We start from the raw sequence: 21,851 nt of genomic DNA on the forward strand, positions 1-21,851 counted from the left end.
CTAGCGGTGAGTTCCGACCAGAAACCGCAGATGATGAAGCCGCTGACGGCGGCCAACAAGCTCGGCATCCACCTGCCCGCCGCGCCCGAGGAGTTCCGGAACTCCCCCCTCTCCCGGGCCGATCTCGAGCGGCTGCGCACCGATCCCCCGGCCTGGCTCACCGAGCTGCGCCGCACCGGACCGTTCCCGCGCGACATCACCGCCCGCAAACTGGGCGTCACCAACAGCGGCCTGGCCCGCGCGGGCGTATCCGACGCGCTCACCGCCGACGAGATCGCCGCGCTGCTGGCCGACCCGCCGGAGTGGCTGGTGCGCGAGCGCGAGAATTACGCGGCAGTGCGGCAGGAGAACGAGCGGATCGAAGCCGAGCGGGCCGAGCGGCGCGCCGCGAGCAACCGGCCGCCGAAGAACCGCTTCGGCCCGGCGGAGGGCGGTCAGAGCGGGGCGTAGCGGACCTTCTGGATCAGCTCGGCCGAGGCCTCCGGGCCACCGTAGGCGGGTGAGAAGGTGAGGACCCAGCGCTCGCGCGACGGATCGTCGTACGTCGTGACGATCATCGGATAGGTGTAACTCCCGTACGACTGGTACTGGAACAGGCGGTCGGTGCGGTTGCCCACGATCATCGGCTGGCCGTCGGATTGCGCTGTCGCCGAGAATGTCTCGACCGCCTCGCGCGCGTCGGCCGCCGATTCGTAGGTGTAGAACGTGTAGGCCAGCTCGGCGTCGCCTTCGAGCAGGCACTCCCAGCGCGCCTGCCAGAAGTCGAACGCCGCGAGGTCGCCTTCCTCGTCGTAGAAGCTCTCCCAGCGTGACGCCGGGCGGCAGCTCGCGCCCTCGTACCCCTTCCCCGCGTTGTTATCGCTCGGCAGCATCTGGGGGAAGGCGGCCGAGAGGGCCGCCAGATCCTGGTGCCCTCGCGACCGGCCGGTCACCTGGGACACCCAGGTCGTCTCGTCGTTCCACGCCCACACGGCGACCGCCGTCACGAGCAGCACGATCACCAGGCCGAGGATGCCCAGCACCTTCATCGCACCGGACCGGCGCGGGGCCGGCGGGCGATAGGCCGGGTAGCCGGGCGCCGAACGCGCGAGGTACGGGTTCGCCGGTGCCTGCCGCGCGCGATACCCCGGGTACGGATCGGCATGCGGCACAGGTGATTCCTGTGGCACGCGAGCTCCGGAATGTACCCGAGGGTCCGCATGGGCTCCGGGTGGGTGCGAGGCGGGTCCCGGTCCGGCCGCGTAGTGACCAGCGGGTGCTTGTGCGGGATTCGCGCCGGGTGCCGGGGCGCGGTAGGCGGCGGGTGACTGCGCGACCTGTCCTCGATCGCCGGAGGCCGGTGGCCCCTGGTGGGCGGGGGCTTGATACGCGGACGGCGCGACCACCGGCATCGGACGCGGAGCCGATTGCGCCGCAACGGGATTCGGCCCGAGCATCGCCTGTCGCACGGCCTCGGCGAACTCGACGCAGGTCTCGAACCGCTCCGACGGGCGCTTGGCCAGCGCCCGGTGCAGCACCCCGTCTAGCGCCGGCGGCATACCGTGACGCACCGAGCTCAGCGCGGGCGGCGGTCTGCGCAAATGCCCCTGAATGACGGTGACGGCTTGCGGGGCCTCGAACGGCGCTTCACCGGTCAGCAACCAGAACAGCGTGCACGCCAGCGAATACTGGTCGGTGCGGTGGTCGAGTTGCGCGCCGGTGAGCTGTTCGGGTGAGGCATAAGCCAGGGTCGCGGTGAAAGTGCCGGTCTGGGTGAGATGCGCGGCGTCCTCACGCGGCCGGGCGATGCCGAAGTCGGTGAGCAGCACCCGCTCCTGGCCCGCCGAGCGGGCGAGCAGGATATTGGCCGGTTTCACGTCGCGGTGCAGCACTCCCATCGCGTGGGCGAAATCGAGCGCCTTCGCCGTCTCCAGCACGATCTGGGCGGCGCGCGGCGGCGGCAGCGTGCGGGGGTCCACCGTGGAGGCGTCCACGCCGTCGATGTACTGCATCGAGATCCACAGCTGTTCGTCGTCGATGCCGCGGTCGAAGACGGCCACGATATTGGGGTGGTCCAGCTGGGCGACCAGATCGGCTTCACGTTCGAAGCGGGCGCGGATCTCCTTGTCGGCGAACAGTTCCCGGTTCAGCAGCTTGAGCGCGGTGCGCCGGGGCAGCCGGGGGTGCCGCGCCAGGTAGACCGCGCCCATCCCGCCCTGGCCGAGCAGGCGTTCGATGGTGTATCCGGCGAAGACGTCACCTGGCTGAAGCAATGGTCCCCTCTGGACGCAGTTCCCCGGCGTGGTCCGCCGGGCCTCCGGTTCATCGGCCTCGACGCTACTACCCGCGTTCCGATCGCGCGGGGCCGGACAGAGGACGGCCCGGGATCCGCGCGTCGCGAACCCCGGGCCGGCGGGAGCGCCTTACTGGTTCTCGGGCGCGTTGATGCGGTTGTGGAAACCGATGCCGATGGCGATCGCGGCGGGCACACCGGTGAGCACCAGGCCCGCGGCCGCCCCGAGCGGGATGCCGACGGCGGCACCGGCGAGGCAACCGGCGATACCGGTCGCGCCACCCAGCGCGAGCACCGGGATACCCAGCACCAGGCCGCCGACCGCGCCGATGGCGCAGCCGCCGAAGCCACCGACCAGGGTGCCGACGAGGGTGCCGATGGCCGTGACGATGCCGAACTGCGTGGCGGCGGCCGAGACCGCGTCGTCGAAGGCGTCCTGGCGGACCACGTCGCGCAGCAGGCTCGACGGGCGCGCCGAGGCCGGGTCGGTGTTCGGGGTGAGCACGGCGCGCAGGCCGTCGACGCTCGCGGCGATCGGGTACTCGAGATCGTTCAGCGTGTAGCTCAGCGGGAAGCCGACCACCACGTTGCCCTGATCGTCGCGGACCTGGAGCTGGTTGTCGGCGGTGGTGAGCGAGCCCGCGTCGGTCTCGACGACGACCGAGTCGCCCTCGAGGGCGGTCTTCCAGCCGATGCTCGGCAGCACCTGGGCGATGCCCTGGTCGACACCCTCCAGGAAGGACGGGATGACGGGGGCGGGAGCGGGGGCCGGGGCGGCGTGGGCGGTGCCGGTGACGACGCCCAGCGCGGCAATGGCGAGGACCGAGGTCGCGGCGACAGTACGGAACTTCATCAAACTTCGTGCTTTCCCTAGTGAGCGCTGCCCGGTGCGGGCGTGGATTCCCGGTTCGGAAATCCCTGGTCAAGTGTCCACGTGTTTGTTGCTGAGAAGTAACGAAAAGTTTCGTAAGAACCCAAAACGGACGCGACCAGTACCGATCCACCTGGAGTGATAGCCGAACTACACCCGCACAGGCCCGCATTCCGGCAATCTCTCAGCGTTACTCATGATCTGCGCCACAGCGCCGCCCCGGGATCGTGTTCGCCCGCAGGGAATACCCCATAGGGGTATATTGCTGTTCGCGTCGACCGCACGGCGCCGCGATCGGAAAGGGCCGACCCGATGTTCACGTCACTGTTCGCCAACCGCGACTACCTGCGACTGTTCATCGCGCAGGTGTCGGCGCTGTTCGGCACCGGGCTCACCACGGTCGCGCTGGGCCTGCTCGCCTACGAACTCGCGGGCGCCGACGCGGCCGCCGTGCTGGGCACCGCGCTGACCATCAAGATGGCGGTCTACGTCACGGTCGCGCCGCTGGTGGCGGCGCACGCGCACCGGCTGCCGCGCAGGCCGTTCCTGGTGGGACTCAACGCGATCCGGGCCGGCGTCGTGCTCGCACTGCCGTTCATCGACCAGATCTGGCAGATCTACGTGCTGATCGCGGTGCTGCAGACCGCGTCCGCCGCGTTCACGCCGACCTACCAGGCCGTCATCCCCGACATCCTGCCCGACGAGCGCGAGTACACCAGGGCGCTGACGGCCGCACAGCTGGCCGCGACCATGGAGACCCTGCTCAGCCCCATGCTGGCCGCGGCGGCGCTGACCGTGATCAGCTTCCACTGGCTCTTCGTCGGCACCGCCGTCGGCTTCGTGATCTCGGCCGTGCTGGTGATCACCACCCGGATTCCCGATTCGACCGCGACCGCGGCGGGCACGTTCACCGACCGGATCGCCGCGGGCGTGCGGATCTTCCTCGCGACACCGCGGCTGCGCGGGTTGCTCGGACTGAATCTCGTTGTCGCGGCGGCGGGTTCGGTGATCATGGTGAACACCGTGAACTACGTGCGCGACACGCTGGGCGGGACGCAGTCCGGTGTGGCGATATTGCTGGCGGCCAACGGCCTCGGCACGATGGCCGTCGCGCTGACCCTGCCGCGCCTGCTGGATCGCGTGCCCGAGCGGCCGGTCATGCTGGCCGGTGGCGCGACCTTGCTCGCGGGGCTCGGCGCGGCCGTCGCGCTGTCGTTCGCGAGCGGCGGCGAGTGGCGATGGACGGCGGCGCTGGCCGTCTGGGCCGTGGTCGGCGCGGGGACGGCGGCGGTGCTCACGCCGACCGGACAGGTGCTGCGCCGGTCCTCGCACCCCGGCGACCGGCCCGCGCTGTTCGCGGCGCAGTTCTCGCTCTCGCACCTGGCCTGGCTGGTGACGTATCCGATCGCCGGGTGGCTCACCACGGCCGCCGGCCTGACCGTCACCTGGGCGACGCTCAGCGCGTTCGCCGTCGCGGGAATCGCCGCCGCCCTGCGTTTCTGGCCGAGCGACGACCCTACCGAGATCACCCACCTGCACGAGGTGGGCACCGTGGACCCGGACATCCTCGTCGACGCGGTCCGCGTCGACGACCGGTTCTACCAGCACACCCACCCCTACGTGATCGACCGCAACCACCGCCACTGGCCCACCACCGGCAGCAGCCCGGTGATGCTCGCGTAGCGCGGATCACATACCCACCCCTGGTATATACCCCCTAGGGGTATTAGAGTCCGAGACGGACCACGAGGAGAAGAGGACGATATGAACGCGCATACCGGACATCAGGACCACGGTGGACACGGTGCCGCGGGCGGGAGCGCTGATCGCCAAGTGGTGCAAGCCGATACGAGCGACGCTGCCGGTCACGGCGAGCAAGCCGATCACGATGCTCACGGTGCTCACGGCGGCCAGGGTGGTCATGCCGAGCACGGTGACAAGCGCGGTCATGGCGAGCACAGCGGTCATGGCGAGCACGGCGGTCATGGCGAGCACAGTGGTCACGCCGAGCACAGCGGTCACGGCGAGCATGACGGTCACGCCGAGCACAGCGGCCATGCCGAGCACAGCGGCCATGCCGACCACGGTTCTCACGCCGCCCACGACGGGCACGCCACCACCGAGTTCCCCGGCGGCCTGCTCATCACCCAGGACGGCTACACCCTCGCCCTGGACAACTCGATCGTGGAGCCGGGCGAGATCGACTTCCGATTCCGCATCCTCGGCCCCGACGGCACGCCGGTCACCGAATACGCGCCGCTCCACGACCGCGAACTGCACCTGATCGTCGCGCGGCGGGAACTCACCGGGTTCTGGCACGTCCACCCCGAGCGGGCCGCCGACGGGACCTGGTCGGTGCGCCTCACGCTGCCCGAGGCGGGCGCCTACCGCGTGTTCACCGATATCGCCCCGCGCGCCCTCGGCCGCACCCTCACCCTCGGCGCCGACCTCGCCGTCGCGGGTCACTATGCCCCGCAAGCGGTTCCGCCCCCGACCCGCACCTCCCTGATCGATGACTACGAGGTCACCCTCGACGGCGACCTGGTCCCCGGCGAGGGCCACCTGCTCACCCTCACCGTCCGCAAGGGCGGCGAACCCGTCACCGACCTACAGCCCTACCTCGCGGCCTACGGCCATCTCGTCATCCTCCGCGCCGGCGACCTCGCCTACATCCACGTCCACCCCAACGGCGAACCCGGCGACGGCACCACCGCCCCCGGCCCCACCATCACCTTCCACACCCTCGTCCCGGGCCCAGGCACCTACCGCCTATTCCTGGACTTCCAACACGAAAACACCGTCCGCACCGCGACTTTCACCCTGAAGGCCTGACCACACGCCCTACGCCCATAGCGCAGACACGCCCCTCACTCGAGCCCGGTCAATTCGAGCTCGACAGGCGCGGCGACCCCGATCTCGTGACGGCGTGGCGTGGCTCACCGCGCCACGCCGTCACGAATCTCGGCACCAAACGTTTTGTCATCGGCGAAATCGTTGAGCAGCCTCCCGGAGCCGACGGCCAGTCCCTCCGCGGGGATGCGGACGGCAGCTCACATCGCAGGGACACTCGACAGTGCGGACTCAGTTCTCGGCAGCCAACTGCCCACACGCTGCCGCGATCTCCTGACCGCGGGTATCGCGAACGGTGCACGGCACACCCTGCGCGTTGACGCGGCGCACGAACTCGCGCTCGACCGGCTTCGGGGCCGCGTCCCACTTGCTGCCGGGGGTCGGGTTCAGGGGGATCAGGTTGACGTGCACGCGCGAACCCAGCGCCTTGTGCAGCTTCTCCCCCAACATGTCGGCCCGCCAGGGCTGGTCGTTGATATCGCGGATCAACGCGTACTCGATCGAAACGCGACGGCCGGACTTGTCGGCGTAATAGCGTGCGGCGTCGAGAACTTCGGCCACGGGCCAGCGGTTATTGACCGGGACCAGGGTGTCGCGGAGTTCATCGTCGGGAGTGTGCAGAGAGACGGCCAAGGTGACCGAGAGATCTTCATCGGCCAACTTGCGGATCGCCGGCGCAAGACCCACCGTCGACACCACCACACTGCGCTGCGAAATCCCCAGCCCGTCGGGCGCAGGCGACGTGATGCGCCGCACTGCCGCCACCACCCGCTTGTAGTTCGCCAGCGGCTCACCCATACCCATGAACACGATATTGGACAGCCGCCCGGGCCCGCCCGCCACCTCGCCGTCCCGCAGGGCGGCCGCGGCGGCGCGCACCTGGTCGACGATCTCGGCGGTGGACAGGTTGCGGTTCAGCCCGCCCTGCCCGGTCGCGCAGAACGGGCAGGCCATCCCGCAGCCCGCCTGACTGGAGATGCACAGGGTGTTGCGGTCCTCGTAGCGCATGAGCACGCTCTCGAGCAGCGTGCCGTCACCGGCCTTCCACAGCGTCTTGCGCGTGCTGCCGTCGTCGCAGGCCACGTGCTTGACCACCGACAGCAGCGGCGGGAACAGCGCCTCGCCCACCTTGTCCCGCACGGGCGCGGGCAGGTCGGTCATCAGCGCGGGATCGGCCTGCAACCGCCCGTAGTACTGCCGCGCGATCTGGTCGGCGCGGAACTTCGGCAACCCGAGCTCCTCGACCGCCGCCCGCCTGCCGTCCGCGTCGAGATCGGCGAGATGCCGCGGGGGCATACCGCGGCGCGGGGCATCGAAAACCAGGGGGAGGGAGACGGTCATAGTTGTTCCAGTCTCTCATCCGCCCGCGCGCGGCGAATGCCCAGCCCACAACAGTGCGCGAGGACACACCGCTCAGTGCTTGGCCGCGCGCCGCAGTTGCAGGATGCGCACCCCGCCGACCAACGCCATCACCAGCGCCCCGGCGATCACCGACAGGAGCACCGTCACCCCGATCGGCAGGTGGAAATCCCAGAAGAACAGGCTCACCTCGACGGTGTCCAGGTTCTGCAGGATGAAGATCAACAGCACCACCAGGATCAGCGCGCCGACCACCAGTCCCACCCAGGCGTAGCCGGTCCGGGAGGAGAGGTCGGGCGCGTCCCCGGTCATGGCGGGCCGGGACTCGGGCGCGGTCTTGGGCGCGGCCTCGGGCGGCAGGTCGGCACCGCCCGCGTCGGGCTGGTACTCGGCGTTCGCAGACATGCCACGATCATGGACGATCGCTATCGCGCACACGCGCATTTGGCGTCATGTCGCGCCGGATCGAAATCCGTCAGATCAGGGTGCTCAACACCAGCCACGACACGAACGCCGACGGCAGCATCGAATCCAGGCGATCCATGATGCCGCCGTGGCCCGGCAGCAGCGTGCCCATGTCCTTGATGCCGAGCTCCCGCTTGATCTGCGATTCGATGAGGTCGCCGACGGTGGCCACCAGCACCAGGCCGACGCCGAGTACCACGCCGATCATCGAATTGGCCTGCAGCAGCAGGGTGACCGTGAGCAGACCGCCGATCACGCTGAACACCAGCGAACCCGCGAAACCCTCCCAGGACTTCTTCGGGCTGATCGAGGGCACCATCGGATGCTTGCCGAACAGCACGCCCGCCACGTAGCCGCCGACGTCGGAGCACACCACCAGGATCATGAACGTCAGGACCCGCAGGTTGCCGTCGGGTTCGAGCAGCAGCAGCGTCGCGAACGAGGCCAGCAGCGGAATCCAGGCCAGCGTGAAGACCGCGATCGCGGTGTCGCGCAAGAAGTTCCGCGGGGCGGTCTGCAATCCGTGGTCGAACAGCCGCCACACCATGCACACCAGCGCCGTCGCGGCGAACGCCCCCGCCACACCGCTGGCGCCCCACGGCCAGCCGAGCCAGAACACCGCCTGGCCGCCCACCATGAGCGGGATGCGCGGCACCAGCACGTCGGCCTCGCGCAGGCGCTTGGCCACCTCCCAGGTCGCCACACCCACACCCGTGGCCGCCACCGGGATGAACACCAGCGGCGCGAAGAGCAGGATCGCGATGAGCGAGAGACCGAGACCGAATCCGACGGCGAGCGCGGCGGGTAGGTTGCGCCCCGCGCGCGAGGCGGGCGCCGGGGTGGGGGCGGCGTCCACCTGCCTCCCGTCCGCGGCGTCGCCGGTGTGCCCGGCTGTCGCGTCGGCGCCGTCCACCGGCGTCGGCTCCTCGGCCGCACCGGTGGCGGCGGCATTGTCGGCCACGATTGTCCCGTCGCTCACTCGTCGTTCCGTTCGTCCCCCGCGCCCGGGCGGGCCCCTGACGGTCCTGCGTCAGACCTCGAGCAGTTCCGATTCCTTGTGCTTGACCAGTTCGTCGATCTGGCTCACGTATTTGGCGGTGGTCTTGTCGAGCTCCTTCTCGGCGCGCCCGACCTCGTCCTCACCCGCCTCGCCATCCTTCTGGATGCGCCCCAGTTCGTCCATCGCCTTGCGCCGCACGTTGCGGATCGAGACCTTGGCGTCCTCCCCCTTGGACTTCGCCTGCTTGACCAGCTCGCGGCGGCGTTCCTCGGTGAGCTGCGGGATGCTGATGCGCAGGATGTCACCGTTATTGGTGGGGTTGACGCCGAGATCGGAGTTGCGGATCGCGGTTTCGATCGCGCCCAGCTGCCCGGCCTCGTACGGCTTGATCACCACCATGCGCGGCTCGGGCACCGTGATGCTGGACATCTGGGTGATCGGGGTCGGCGATCCGTAGTAGTCGACGACGACCCGGGAGAACATGCCCGGGTTCGCGCGACCGGTCCGGATGGACCCGAGATCGTCCTTCGCCACCGAGACGGCTTTCTCCATCTTCTCCTCGGCGTCGAAGAGCGCTTCTTCAATCACGACCGTTTCCTCCACAGCGTCGTCATCGGCATGATCCGCGGGATTGCGGCGTCAGGACCGAACCAATGTGCCGATCTTCTCACCGGCTACCGCACGGGCGATATTGCCCTTCGTCAACAAATTGAACACCAGGATGGGCATCTGGTTGTCCATACAGAGACTGAAGGCGGTCGCGTCCGCGACCTTGAGGTCACGCTCGATGACCTCCTTGTGGGTGATCTCGGTGTACAGGGTGGCGTTCGCGTCGACGCGCGGGTCGGCGCTGAAGACACCGTCCACCGCCTTGGCCATCAGCACCACCTCGGCGCCGATCTCCAGCGCGCGCTGCGCGGCGGTGGTGTCGGTGGAGAAGTACGGCATGCCCATGCCCGCGCCGAAGATCACGACGCGGCCCTTCTCCAGGTGGCGCTTGGCGCGCAGCGGCAGGTACGGCTCGGCGACCTGGCCCATGGTGATGGCGGTCTGCACGCGGGTGTCCACGCCCTGCTTCTGCAGGAAGTCCTGCAGCGCAAGGCTGTTCATCACGGTGCCGAGCATGCCCATGTAGTCCGAGCGGGCGCGTTCCATGCCGCGCTCCTCGAGTTCGGCGCCGCGGAAGAAGTTGCCGCCGCCGATGACGACCGCCACCTGCACACCGGTCGCGACGACCTCGGCGATCTGCTCGGCGACCGTCTGCACCACGTCCGGGTCGAGTCCGACCGTGCCGCCGCCGAACATCTCGCCGCCCAGCTTGAGGAGCACCCGGCCATATCCTGGGCGATCGGTCCCCGGGTCGGTCATCGGCGCTCTTCTCCTTCGGTAGTCGGCGTCACTGGTGTTCGATATCGAGAGAATCGGGAATATCCGAAGCGTTCCCATCCTGCCTCATCGCCTGTCGCGCGCGATGCGGACCCCCGGCAACGCTCAGAACAACCCGACGGTGAAACCCTCGTCCTGTACTCCCCGGTAGCGCGCGCCCCCGAACCGGCGCAACCCGTCGTCGAGCACCGGGACGAACCCGGCCTCCTGTCCGAACGGTAGCCGGTATCCGCCGCGCACGCGGTGGAACTCCCACAGGTGCTCCATTTCCGGGTGCCGGTCGCGGAATCCGGGACCGGCCGGGAACAGGTCCAGCCGCACCATCGCCGTGGGCGGCAGCATTGTCGGACGGCGATTCACGGTCCGCGACACCGCGACCGCCGACAGTTCGCCCCACCCCACGGTCCAGGAGCGCCCGGCCGGATCGTCCCAGCTCAGCCCCTCCGGCCCGATGACCAGCCTGCGCGGTCTGGTGATCAGCCGCCACGCCAGCGCGCCGCCGAGCGCGATCAGCAGCAGGAAACCGCCGAAGAGCAACCCGAGCACCTTCGTGACGACACCGCCCGGCAGCCGGTCGGTGAGCGCGCTCAGCACGGCGAACGCGCCGAACGCACCGGCCACGGCGATGCCCGCCGCCGATTTGGCCTTGCTCTGGCGGGCGACGTCGAGCACGACCGGGGCGGGGTGAGGAAGCACGCAGGCAGCGTACGAGAGCGCACGGGCGCGGTGTAGCCCGGAGTCCCCGGGGCAGCCGTGCCGACAGCAGAATGCCTCCCGCGCGGTGGGCGCGGGAGGCATTCGTGCGTGAGCGTCAGGCGATCAGGCCTGGCCGACCTCGAAGCGGGCGAAACGGGTCACGGTGACACCGGCCTCGTCCAGCAGCTGCTTCACGGTCTTCTTGTTGTCGGTGACCGACGGCTGCTCCAGCAGGACGACGTCCTTGAAGAAGCCGTTGACGCGACCCTCGGTGATCTTGGGCAGAGCGGCCTCGGGCTTGCCCTCCTCGCGCGCGGTCTGCTCGGCGATGCGGCGCTCGTTCTCCACCACGTCGGCCGGGACCTCGTCGCGGGTCACGTACTTGGCCTTGAGCGCGGCGACCTGCATGGCGGCGGCACGCGCGACCTCGGCGGCGGCCTCGCCCTCGCCCTGGTACTCCACCAGCACGCCGACGGCGGGCGGCAGGTCCGAGGAACGCTTGTGCAGGTAGGTCGCGACCGGGCCCTCGAAGGACACCGCGCGGCGCAGCTCGAGCTTCTCGCCGATCTTGGCGGCCAGCTCCTGCACGGCCTGATCGGCGGTCTTGCCACCGAGGTCGACGGCCTTGAGCGCATCCAGGTCGGCCGGGCGGGACTTGGCGGCCGCGGCCACGATCTGGGCGGCCAGACCCTGGAACTCGTCGTTCTTGGCGACGAAGTCGGTCTCGGAGTTGATCTCGATCAGCACGCCGTCCTGCGCGGCGACCAGACCCTCGGCGGTGGCGCGCTCGGCGCGCTTGCCCACGTCCTTGGCACCCTTGATGCGCAGGACCTCCACGGCCTTGTCGAAGTCACCGTCGGTCTCTTCGAGGGCCTTCTTGCAGTCCATCATCCCGGAGCCGGTGAGCTCCCGGAGCCGCTTCACATCGGCGGCGGTGTAGTTCGCCATCGGGGGCGAGCCTCCTTAGTCAAAGTCGAATACCGGTCGGTGGTGATCACGCTGGCACGCCTTCGTGATCACCACCGCAACAGCGGGTTACGCGCGGGCTCAGGCCTCGGCCGGGGCCTCGGCGGCGCCGTCGGCGCCCGGGGCGGCCTGCGCCAGCAGTTCCTGCTCCCACTCGGCGAGCGGCTCGCCCGCGCCCGACTCCGGCTTGTCGTCACCGGAGGACAGGCCGGCGCGCGCCTGCACGCCCTCGGCCACCGCGGAGGCGACGACCTTGGTCAGCAGGGCGGCGGAGCGGATCGCGTCGTCGTTGCCCGGGATCGGGTAATCGACCAGGTCGGGGTCGCAGTTGGTGTCCAGGATCGCGATGACCGGGATGTTCAGCTTGCGCGCCTCGCCGACGGCGATGTGCTCCTTGTTGGTGTCGACGACCCAGATGGCCGAGGGCACCTTCTGCATGTCGCGGATACCGCCGAGGGTGCGCTCCAGCTTGTTCATCTCACGCGTGAGCATGAGGATTTCCTTCTTGGTGCGACCCTCGAAACCACCGGTCTGCTCCATGGCCTCAAGCTCCTTGAGGCGCTGCAGGCGCTTGTGCACGGTGGAGAAGTTGGTGAGCATGCCGCCCAGCCAGCGCTGGTTCACGTAGGGCATGCCGACGCGGGTGGCCTCGGCCGCGATGGACTCCTGGGCCTGCTTCTTGGTGCCGACGAACAGGACGGTGCCACCGTGGGCGACCGTCTCCTTGACGAACTCGTACGCCTTGTCGATGTAGGTCAGCGTCTGCTGCAGGTCGATGATGTAGATGCCATTGCGGTCGGTGAAGATGAACCGCTTCATCTTCGGGTTCCAGCGCCGGGTCTGGTGTCCGAAGTGGGCGCCGCTGTCGAGCAGCTGCTTCATAGTTACGACAGCCATGGCTCTCGCACTCTCTTTCGTTGCCGGTTGACGCGGCGGATCGGCGATCCACCGCCCTGGCGCCGCCGAATCGTCGGGCCCGCTCGTTGCCGATCGGGACCAGCCGGCGATTCCTCGTTCCGTACCGATGCCGCCGCGAACAGAGGGTCCGAAGAAAGGAGCTCTGGGTTACGACAGCGCCGAGACGATCGAGCACGGTGGCGCGCGAAGTCGGTCCATGCCTGGCACAGACCGCTCGACAAGTCTACGACCACGGACCGCCCGCACCGAAATCGCCCCGGGCGTGTGCGCCCGACCAGGAGAAATACCAGGTTTCCACAGGTGCCGGGGTTGTCCCCATTCCGCACATCGGCGCTTCCGCGAAGGCCTTCGGCGGCCGACTGTGGAGGCATGTACCGACTCTCGATCTCCTGCACGATGATGTTGCCGTTGCTGCTGTTGTTCGCGGTGGTCTCGGCGCGGCCCGTCTCCGCCGGTCCACCGCCGTGCGCGGGCTCGGGGTGCCCACCGGGGGTGGCGCGCGAACTGCCGTTCGTGCAGCGTGCGCCCTTGCCGCGCCCTGCGGTTCAGTTCCGGATTCCTCTTCCGTGGGGCGCGGTGCCGATCACCGGGTCGTCGGAGTTGTGCGGGTATCTGGCCACGCACGGAGTCCGTTGCGTTGTCCGGCGGTGAACCCGTGGTCGCGGCGGTGTGGCGATCAGCGGCAGCTCGACGGGTGGTCGATGCGCACCGGCAGGTCGGAGTCCACATCGCGATCTCGCCGACCGCAGAGGCGAACGAGCAGGCCGGAGCCGCCGGGCTTCGCGTGCCCACGGATTCTCGTCGGCGAGGGCCGCACTCACGACGGCCGGGCGGCCCGGACGGTCAGCGCGGCCGGCCTGGCTGACGAGCGGCAGCCGTCAGGACCTGCGGCACCTGCGCGTGCGGTCCCTCCCCGTATTGACGGTGATGCGCTCCGGATCTACGGGGACGTGCTCCGGCGCTGGACGAATGACGACGACCTGAACAACAGATCCGAACCGCGGATCGGCACCCCTCGGGGCACACGGCCGAATCCTCATTGGCAGGTCGGCGGCATATGCAGGTCGGCGCGCACATGCCCTACGAGCAGGAAGAAACCTCCGCGGCGGCGGGGCAGGCCGCGCAGCGCGACGCCGACAGGAAATGTGCGCGCCGTGCGTCAATGGTGCGGCGGGCAAACGGTGTGGCTGAGGGCGATGATCCTGCTCGGCACAGTCGCGATGGTGATGCTCGCCGAGCCGGTGAGCGCGGTGGCTGCGCCGAGTGGTGAGTTCGGGTGGCCGCTGCGGCCCCGGCCCGCGGTGGAGCGGCGGTTCGATCCACCCGACCAACCGTGGTTGCCGGGGCATCGGGGCGTGGATCTCGCCGGTGCGCCAGGGCAATCGGTGTACGCGGCGGGAAGTGGGATCGTCGTGTTCGCGGGAACAGTCGCGGGCAAAGAGGTGGTGTCGATCGACCATCCCGGCGGCCTGCGCACGACGTACGAGCCGGTGCGGGCCGAGGTTCCGGTGGGGCGGCGGGTCGCCCGGGGCACCCGGATCGGGACGCTCGAGGAGGGGCATCCAGGCTGCGCGGCGTCGGCCTGCCTGCACTGGGGTCTGCGCCGCGAGGCCGGAAGACGAGGGCGGCCGGAGTATCTGGACCCGCTCGGATTACTTCGCCTTGCACCGCTGCGGCTGTATCCGGTGGAGGCGCAATGAGGGTCCGCCTGGTCGATCGAAGGGCGCCGAAACCATCGAAGGCTCGGTCCGGGGCTCCGGGCGGAAGTGAACTTCGGGGATACTGACTGGCGGGCGAACCCTCGACCGTCCTCGCGGACGTATGCCCTGCCCGCCCGCGCCCACGCCGAACGGCGTTCCACGCGCTGCGCGATCCTGGTTGGTGAGCCTGCGCACCGCCACACAGCCACGGGGATGGGCATCGGCGGAGGCGGGATCTTCTGCCCGCGGGCGGTGTCGGGGTACGCGGCGGGTGCTGGTGCGGGCAGCGGATCGGTAAGGCGGCGCGACAGGCGCGAGTCACCGAATGGGCGACTTCCTCTCGGGCGATCAACGTGACCCGCGCCGATCAACGTTCGCGCTGTGACGAGGTGGTGGAAGGACCCTCGGAGGTAGGTGGAAGCGACCCTCGGAGGTACCGAGCCACACAGATGGGCGTGATCCGCTAGGCGCGGGCGGCGTTTCGGATGATGATCGGAGGATGGAGCACGCGACGAGTGAGCCGTCCTTCACCTATTCCGAGGTCGGGGCGACGGCGGGCACCGCACCGGCCGGCTACCACCGGTTCCGCCTGCGGCGGCGCATCGGGCACGGCCGGGAGCTCTTCGAGCGGGCGGGCGCGGAGATCCTCACGTACCGAATGCAGAAGGGCACCAACATCTTCGACAAGGCCGACACCCCGGTGGCGGAGCCCGGGACCGGGCTCACGGTGCGCCTCGGTGTGGGGCCGGTGGCGATCGTCGCCCCGTGCCGGGTGGTGTACGTGCTCGAGGAGGAGAACCGCCGCGGGTTCGCCTACGGCACCCTCCCCGGCCACCCCGAGTCCGGCGAGGAACTGTTCGCCGTCGAGTACGACCCCGCCGACGACTCCGTCTACGGGCTCGTCACCGCCTTCTCCCGCCCTGCCGCCTGGTACACCCGCCTGGGCGGCCCGGTCGTGCGCGCCATCCAGCGCTTCATCGCCGGCCGCTACATCGCCACCCTCCCCACCTCGACCTGACGGTCGGGCCCTCGGTCCGGCAGTCGGACCCTCGGCCTGACAGTCGACCCCACAGCCCGACAGTCGACCCCACAGCCCGACAGTCGACCCCACAGCCCGACAGTCGACCCCACAGCCCGACAGTCGACCCCACAGCCCGACGGTCAGCCCCACGGCCCGACGGTCAGCCCCACGGCCCGACGGTCAGCCCCACGGCCCGACGGTCGGGCCCTCGGTCTGGCGGTCGGTCTGGCGGTCGGCCGCGCAGGGCGGGTCCTCGGCCCGCGACGGCTGTCCCAGCGAGACGTCTGCTAACGCGGACCTGAAACGTCTCAGCCCACGCCAGCCAGGCGCCCTGTGCTCGCGCCGGAGTCGCGCTCAACCTCACCCCATCGATTCGGGGCCGCCTGCCGACGCGCAGGCCACCGCCCGATTCAAGCCGGAACCCCTCACCCCATCGGCTGACCGGCCGGTGCGCATGCACCAGCCAGGGATGCAGGCCCGCGCGGCTGGTGGCGAATGCCGCGGGGCCGGGACGCCAGGGGTCGGCACGGAACGCCCGCCGCGCGTCTTGGCACCGGGGCGCAGTGAACTTACTTGACGCTACAACTTCGGTCGACAGCGGCGGGCGCGGGTGCGACCATGGAGCGAGATCTCGCTCGACGGTTCCGCTCGATTCCTCGCGATCGACCACCAGGAGACCCGGATGGGAGCGCCCACACCGCTGTTGGACGTGCTCGTCGGTTGCGTCGGCGCGCTCACCGGGGATTTCGACATCATCGACTGGTCGCAGCAGCTCGTCGACGCGTGTGCCCACCTCACCGGCGGCGCGGCCGCGGGCCTGTTCCTCGCCGACCACCGCGACGCGTTGCTGGTCCTGGCGGTGACGGACGAACCGGCACGGGCGCTGGTGGAGTCCAGCGACGGACCGCCCGGGCAGGCTTACCGCACCGGAAGTCCCGCCGTGGCCGACGATCTCACGACAGCCGCGCTGGTGTGGCCCGAGTTCGCTTCGCGCGCAAGCGAACAGGGCTACCGCTCGGTGTACGCCATGCCGCTGCGCATCGACTCCGACGATCTCGGCGCGCTCACCGTCTTCGGCACCATCCCGGGCGCACTGGATCGCGCGGGCCGGCGCACCGCGCGCATCCTCGCCGATGTCGCCACACTCGGCATCGCCCAGCACATCTTGCGACCCCGCGTCGAACCGGTCCGCACCCGGCTGCCCGTGGCCTTGCACGACCGCGTGGTGGTCGAACGCGCGAAAGGCGTTCTCGCCGAACACGGCGGCGTCGACACCGAGGAAGCCTTCGCACGCCTGCGCAGCCACGCGGTCCGCACCGGCCAGCGCCTCTCCGACCTGGCCGGCGCTCTGCTCGCGGGCACCGTGCACCCCACGGCCATCCTCACCCCGCCCACTCCACGAGGACGCTGACGAACGAACACGATCAGCTCGGCACGCTCCGGACCCCGGGCCAAACCTCCTCTGATCCAAGCGAATTCACGCCGATCCGACGATTGATCAAGTCGCCGCCGCCCCGCGTTCACACGGCCGAACAGTCGGTGAAATCCTCCGCGATGGTCTAGACCAGAAAACCGTCAGCCTGAAATGGTCTAGACTATTAAGTCGATCATGGCAGGCAAGGCCAGGACGAAGACCAAGGTGATGGTGGCGGTCGCCGCCGCGCTGATGACCGGGGCGGGAGGCGCCGCCGCCCAGCCGGGTACCGGATCGTCGGGATCGCCCGGCACGGGAGACGACTCGGTCAAGGTGGTGGTCATCGGCATCGACGGCGCCATGTACGACAAGATCGTCGAGGCGAAGGCGCCGAATCTGCTGAAGCTGGCGAGCGAGGGCACGGTCGGACAGTCCTCCATCGCCCCGCACACCACCATCTCCGGCCCCTCGTGGTCGTCAGTGCTGACCGGCGTGTGGGACACCAAGCACGGCATCAAGAACAACAACTTCGACGCCACGCCGTTCGAGGCCTGGCCGACGGTGTTCACGCGCCTGGAGCAGACGAATCCGGAGCTGCGGACCCGGTCGGTCGCGACCTGGCCCAATATCGCGATCATCGCGGGCAGCGGCACCCCCGCTGACGCCAACGTCGTCAGCCCGTCGCAGCCGGGGATCCGACCGGCGCCGCCGTGGACGCGATCACCGGCGACACCAACGCCGCGGCCATCCGCGACGAGGGACCGGACTTCCTGTTCACCCATCTCGATCAGGTGGACGCCGTCGGCCACGCCCACGGCAGCGCGTCGACGCAGTTCCTCGACTCGCTGCGCAGCGTGGACCGGGAAGTCGGCAAGATCGTGTCCGCCGTCGACGCCCGCGCGGCGGCGCACCCCGGGGAGACCTGGCAGATCATCGTCACCACCGACCACGGCCACACGCCGACCGACGGGCACGGTGGCCAGACACCCGAGGAGACGGCGAATATCGTGATCGCCCGCGGCTCGGCGTTCACGGCCGGTGCGGCAACGGCGGATTCGCTGATCGACCTCACGCCGACGGCCCTCGATCTACTGGGCGTTCCGGCCGACTCGGCGCTGGACGGCAAGTCGTTCGCCCGGACCCGGCGGTGAGCACGCGCCACCGTTAGCTCCCGCGAGCCTGTTCGCTCCCGCCCGCGAGGCCTGTCTCCCCGGAGAATCGGACTCGTGGGCGGCCGCCTACCACGCCGGAGTCGGTTGCTCACCGGGCCAAGCACGACGGGCCGAACAATGCCTTCAGTTCCCCCATCAGGGCGGGTGAGGGTGTCACGCGGAATCGGGGGTCGAGTCCCAGCAGCTGTGGCCCCTTCCGGCCCACGAACTGGATCCGGACCTCGCAGGTTCCGGCGTGCCGTTCCAGGGTCTCGCGCAGGCCGCGCACGGTCGCCGGCGTGCACGCGGCGACGGGCACGGTCACCACGAGCGGGCCACCGGTCCCGGCGAGGTCGGGCACCGTGACGTGTTCGCCGAGCAGCGACCACCGGTCCTCTCGCACACTCACCCGCACCGAGACCAGCACCACCGCGTCTTCGACCAGCATCGTGCCCAGGGCGGCGAAAGCCGTGGGAAAGAACAGTATTTCGGCCCCGGCATCCAGGTCTTCCAGCCGGACGATCGCCCACGGCTCGCCCTTCTTCGTCACCCGGCGGTCGATCGCCGCGACGATCCCGCCCACCGTGCCCTTCCATCCGTGCGGCAGCCGCTTGTCCCCGATGTCGGCCAGCGACGCGTCACAGCGCGCCGCCAGCACGGGCGCGACGTCGTCGAGCGGGTGCGCGGACACGTACAGTCCCAGCATCTCCCGCTCGAAACTCAACAACCGGTCCCGCTCCCATTCGCGCTCCGGCACCGGAATGTCGAAGGCCGATACGACATCCGGCTCGGTCACGCCCGCGGAGAACAGGTCGAACTGGCCCCGGGCGGCGGCCTTCTTCGTGCTCATCGCCGCGTCCACGGCCTCGCCGAGGATCTCGGACAGCCCACCGCGCGGATGCCCCAGTGAATCGAAAGCCCCCGCCTTGACCAGGGATTCGACGACCTTCTTGGTGCAAGCCGCCGCATCGACCTCGGCGAGGAAGTGGGAGAAACCGCGAAAGGGGCCCCGTGCGCGGGCCCGCACGATCGCCTCGACCACCGGTTCGCCGACGTTGCGGACCGCGCCGAGCCCGAACCGGATCGCCTCGCCGGCGCAGGAGAATGTCGCGGCCGACTCGTTCACATCCGGTGGCAGCACCCGGATTCCGCGCTTGCGGCAGTCGGCCAGGTACACGGCGGACTTGTCCTTGTCGTCGCCGACCGAGGTGAGCAGCGCCGCCATGAACTCGGCGGGGTAGTTCGCCTTGAGGTAGGCGGTCCAGTACATGACCAGGCTGTATCCCGCCGCGTGCGATTTGTTGTAGGCGTAGCCCGCGAACGGCAGCACCGCCTCCCACAGCGCCGTCACGGCAGCGTCGCTGTAGCCGTTGTCCCGCATGCCTTTTCGGAAGTTCTCGAACTCCATGGCGAGCACCTCGGGCTTCTTCTTGCCCATCGCGCGGCGCAGCAGGTCGGCCTGGCCGAGCGAGTACCCGGCCACGCGCTGCGCGATCTGCATGATCTGTTCCTGGTAGACGATCAGCGCGTAGGTCTCCGACAGGATCTCGCGCAGCGGATCGTCGAGTTCGGGATGGATCGGTGTGACAGCTTCGCGGCCGTTCTTGCGGTCGGCATACGACCAGTGCGCGCCGACGCCCATCGGACCGGGCCGGTAGAGCGCGTTCGAGGCGACGAGATCGTTGAACTCCGTCGGCGCCATGCGCAGCAGCAGCTCCCGCATACCGGCCGAATCCATCTGGAAGACACCGAGATTGTCGCCGCGCGCGAGCATCGCGTAGGTCGGCGCGTCGTCGAGCGCGACCGCTTCGATGTCGAGCTCGATCCCCCGGTTCGCGCGGATGTTGTCGAGGCAGTCACCGATCACGGTGAGCGTGCGCAACCCGAGGAAGTCCATCTTGAGCAATCCGATGGCCTCGCACGACGGATAGTCCCAACCGGTGATGACCGCGCCGTCCTGCGGCCGCTTCCACAGCGGCACCACGTCCAGCAGCGGCTCGCTGGACAGGATCACCGCGCACGCGTGCACGCCCGCGCCGCGCACCAGCCCTTCCAGTCCGACGGCCGTGTCGTGGATGCGCCGCACATCCGGATCGGTGTCGATGAGTGCGCGCACAGCGGCGGCCTCGCCGTAGCGCTCGTGCGACGAATCGGTGATGCCCGCCACCGGAATGTCTTTGGCCGCGACGGCGGGCGGGAGCGCCTTGGTGACGCGGTCGGCCACCGCGAAACCGGGCTGACCGAAATGCACACGCGCGGCGTCCTTGATCGCCGCCTTGGTCTTGATGGTGCCGAAGGTGATCACCTGCGCGACCTTCTCCGCGCCCCAGCGCTCGGTGGCGTAGCGGATCATCTCGCCGCGGCGGCGGTCGTCGAAGTCGATGTCGATATCCGGTGCGGACGGGCGCTCCGGGTTCAGGAACCGCTCGAACAGCAGTCCGTGCTCGATCGGGTCGATATTGGTGATCGAGAGCGCGTAGGCGACCAGCGATCCGGCCGCCGACCCGCGCCCGGGGCCGACCCGGATGCCCACCCGTCGCGCGTGCGCGACCAGGTCGCCGACCACGAGGAAGTAGGCGGGAAATCCCTTGTCGCGGATGATGTCCAGCTCGAAGTCCGCGCGGTCACGATAGGTCTGCGGGACGCCGCCCGGGAGGCGCCTGCGCAGGCCGGCGTCGACCTCGCGGCGCAACCAGCTGTCCTGGGTGTGTCCCTCGGGCACGGGGAAGACCGGCATCCGGTCGCGCGCCGCCCACACGTCGTCGTACGACTCGACGCGTTCGGCCAAGGCCAGGGTGGCATCACAACCGCCGGGCACCTCGTCGTCCCACAGGGCGCGCATCTCGGCCGCCGACTTCAGGTAGTAGCCGTCGCCGTCGAATCGGAAGCGGGTGGGATCGGAGAGGGTCTTGCCGGTCTGCACGCACAACATCGCCTCGTGGGCAGGAGCCTGCTCGCGCCGCACATAGTGACAGTCGTTGGTCACCAACGGCGTCAGACCGACTTTCGCGCCCACCGCGAGCAGGTCCTCCCGCACCCGGCGTTCGATGCCGAGACCGTGATCCATCAGTTCGAGGAAGAAGTTCTCCAGCCCGAAGATGTCGCGCCAGCGTCCGGCGGCCTCATAGGCCGCGTCGAACTGGCCGAGCCGCAACCGGGTCTGCACCTCGCCCGACGGGCACCCGGTCGTCGCGACGATGCCCGCCGCGTGCTCGGCGATCAACTCGGCGTCCATGCGCGGCCACTTGCCCAGCTGCCCTTCGAACGACGCGAGCGAGGAGAGCCGGAACAGATTCCGCAGTCCGGTCGCGTTCACGGCGAGCATCGTCATGTGCAGGTACGCGCCCGATCCGGAGACGTCGTCGGACTTCTGCGACGGATCGCCCCAGCGCACGCGCTCGGTCGAGAACCGGGATTCCGGCGCGATGTACGCCTCGATCCCGATGATCGGCGTGACGGCCGACTGCCGTGACCGCCGATAGAACTCCGCCGCGCCGTACATGTTGCCGTGGTCGGTCATGCCCACGGCGGGCATGCCGAGCCGTTCGGCCTCGGTGAACAGCGCGTCGACCTTGGCCATGCCGTCGAGCATCGAGTACTCGGTATGGTTGTGCAGATGGACGAAGGATGCGCCGGTCATAGATCTCCCCTGTGCGGCCTGTCTCGCGCGAGAACGGAACGGAATTCAGGTGTTCCAGCGGATATTCACGCTGGAAACGAGGTCAATCCGACCAGCAAGAACGCCGCCCGTCGAACAAGGGACACGCACTCATGAACAACCA

At 69.5% G+C, this 21,851-nt stretch carries 19 protein-coding genes and 1 pseudogene; 8 read left to right on the top strand and 12 right to left on the bottom strand.

The window, feature by feature from the left end; genetic code table 11:
• Window positions 1–6: 6 nt before the first annotated feature.
• Window positions 7–450 (top strand): DUF5997 family protein, encoded by a 444-nt coding sequence (locus tag DFR74_RS03500; protein WP_067513837.1) that lies wholly within the window; start codon window positions 7–9, stop codon window positions 448–450.
• Here the strand turns inward: DFR74_RS03500 and DFR74_RS03505 are convergent.
• Entirely contained in the window at window positions 435–2,252 is a 1,818-nt protein-coding gene (locus DFR74_RS03505) for a serine/threonine protein kinase (RefSeq protein WP_067513836.1), read from the bottom strand. The two genes, DFR74_RS03500 and DFR74_RS03505, sit on opposite strands and share 16 nt — an antisense overlap.
• Before the next feature lie 150 nt (window positions 2,253–2,402).
• On the bottom strand, window positions 2,403–3,125 hold the full coding sequence (locus tag DFR74_RS03510; protein WP_067513835.1) for a hypothetical protein: 723 nt from the start codon (window positions 3,123–3,125) through the stop codon (window positions 2,403–2,405).
• A gap of 330 nt (window positions 3,126–3,455) precedes the next feature.
• On the opposite strand from DFR74_RS03510, the gene DFR74_RS03515 reads away from it, so the two are divergent.
• Window positions 3,456–4,826, top strand: coding sequence for an MFS transporter (locus DFR74_RS03515; protein WP_067513834.1), 1,371 nt, complete (start codon window positions 3,456–3,458; stop codon window positions 4,824–4,826).
• A gap of 6 nt (window positions 4,827–4,832) precedes the next feature.
• Here DFR74_RS03515 and DFR74_RS37750 read toward each other — a convergent pair whose 3' ends face one another.
• Window positions 4,833–5,255: a hypothetical protein gene (locus DFR74_RS37750; protein ID WP_325050969.1), complete on the bottom strand. Its 423-nt coding sequence runs from the start codon at window positions 5,253–5,255 to the stop codon at window positions 4,833–4,835.
• Window positions 5,256–5,327: 72 nt separating this feature from the next.
• On the opposite strand from DFR74_RS37750, the gene DFR74_RS03520 reads away from it, so the two are divergent.
• Window positions 5,328–5,975: a hypothetical protein gene (locus DFR74_RS03520; RefSeq protein ID WP_324192295.1), complete on the top strand. Its 648-nt coding sequence runs from the start codon at window positions 5,328–5,330 to the stop codon at window positions 5,973–5,975.
• 249 nt (window positions 5,976–6,224) lie between these two features.
• Here DFR74_RS03520 and rlmN read toward each other — a convergent pair whose 3' ends face one another.
• From rlmN to rpsB, 8 genes are all read right to left on the bottom strand, one after another.
• Complete coding sequence (rlmN, locus tag DFR74_RS03525; protein WP_067513833.1) at window positions 6,225–7,334, bottom strand: dual-specificity RNA methyltransferase RlmN; 1,110 nt, start codon at window positions 7,332–7,334, stop codon at window positions 6,225–6,227.
• 72 nt (window positions 7,335–7,406) lie between these two features.
• Window positions 7,407–7,757 (bottom strand): LapA family protein, encoded by a 351-nt coding sequence (locus tag DFR74_RS03530; RefSeq protein WP_084538151.1) that lies wholly within the window; start codon window positions 7,755–7,757, stop codon window positions 7,407–7,409.
• Between the two features lie 70 nt (window positions 7,758–7,827).
• Window positions 7,828–8,730, bottom strand: coding sequence for a phosphatidate cytidylyltransferase (locus DFR74_RS03535; protein WP_411719591.1), 903 nt, complete (start codon window positions 8,728–8,730; stop codon window positions 7,828–7,830).
• 117 nt (window positions 8,731–8,847) lie between these two features.
• Window positions 8,848–9,405: a ribosome recycling factor gene (gene frr / locus DFR74_RS03540; protein ID WP_067513845.1), complete on the bottom strand. Its 558-nt coding sequence runs from the start codon at window positions 9,403–9,405 to the stop codon at window positions 8,848–8,850.
• Window positions 9,406–9,456: 51 nt separating this feature from the next.
• Complete coding sequence (gene pyrH / locus DFR74_RS03545; RefSeq protein WP_067513831.1) at window positions 9,457–10,185, bottom strand: UMP kinase; 729 nt, start codon at window positions 10,183–10,185, stop codon at window positions 9,457–9,459.
• A gap of 123 nt (window positions 10,186–10,308) precedes the next feature.
• Window positions 10,309–10,899 carry a hypothetical protein gene (locus DFR74_RS03550; RefSeq protein WP_084538148.1) on the bottom strand — a complete coding sequence of 197 codons (591 nt, stop codon included), beginning with the start codon at window positions 10,897–10,899 and terminating at the stop codon, window positions 10,309–10,311.
• A gap of 123 nt (window positions 10,900–11,022) precedes the next feature.
• Window positions 11,023–11,847, bottom strand: a complete 825-nt coding sequence (gene tsf, locus DFR74_RS03555) for a translation elongation factor Ts (RefSeq protein WP_067513829.1) — start codon at window positions 11,845–11,847, stop codon at window positions 11,023–11,025.
• 99 nt (window positions 11,848–11,946) lie between these two features.
• Window positions 11,947–12,762: a 30S ribosomal protein S2 gene (rpsB, locus tag DFR74_RS03560; protein WP_067513828.1), complete on the bottom strand. Its 816-nt coding sequence runs from the start codon at window positions 12,760–12,762 to the stop codon at window positions 11,947–11,949.
• A 1,241-nt stretch (window positions 12,763–14,003) separates the two neighbouring features.
• Here rpsB and DFR74_RS03565 point away from each other — a divergent pair.
• The 5 genes and pseudogenes from DFR74_RS03565 to DFR74_RS03585 all read left to right on the top strand — a co-directional run bounded on the left by DFR74_RS03565 (window position 14,004) and on the right by DFR74_RS03585 (window position 18,069).
• Complete coding sequence (locus DFR74_RS03565; protein WP_232331908.1) at window positions 14,004–14,483, top strand: M23 family metallopeptidase; 480 nt, start codon at window positions 14,004–14,006, stop codon at window positions 14,481–14,483.
• Between the two features lie 499 nt (window positions 14,484–14,982).
• Entirely contained in the window at window positions 14,983–15,501 is a 519-nt protein-coding gene (locus tag DFR74_RS03570; protein WP_067513826.1) for a DUF1990 family protein, read from the top strand.
• Between the two features lie 685 nt (window positions 15,502–16,186).
• A complete protein-coding gene (locus DFR74_RS03575) occupies window positions 16,187–16,915 on the top strand; it encodes a GAF and ANTAR domain-containing protein (RefSeq protein ID WP_067513844.1) in 729 nt (242 codons plus the stop codon).
• A 363-nt stretch (window positions 16,916–17,278) separates the two neighbouring features.
• Window positions 17,279–17,392 (top strand): annotated as a pseudogene (locus DFR74_RS37905) (alkaline phosphatase family protein); the annotation flags it as partial.
• Window positions 17,393–17,628: 236 nt separating this feature from the next.
• Entirely contained in the window at window positions 17,629–18,069 is a 441-nt protein-coding gene (locus tag DFR74_RS03585) for an alkaline phosphatase family protein (RefSeq protein WP_067513824.1), read from the top strand.
• Between the two features lie 109 nt (window positions 18,070–18,178).
• On the opposite strand, the gene dnaE is transcribed toward DFR74_RS03585, so the two are convergent.
• Complete coding sequence (dnaE, locus tag DFR74_RS03590) at window positions 18,179–21,709, bottom strand: DNA polymerase III subunit alpha (protein ID WP_067513823.1); 3,531 nt, start codon at window positions 21,707–21,709, stop codon at window positions 18,179–18,181.
• Window positions 21,710–21,851: the final 142 nt, after the last annotated feature.

The organism is Nocardia puris, assembly GCF_003315035.1.
In the GTDB taxonomy this organism is placed as follows: domain Bacteria; phylum Actinomycetota; class Actinomycetes; order Mycobacteriales; family Mycobacteriaceae; genus Nocardia; species Nocardia puris.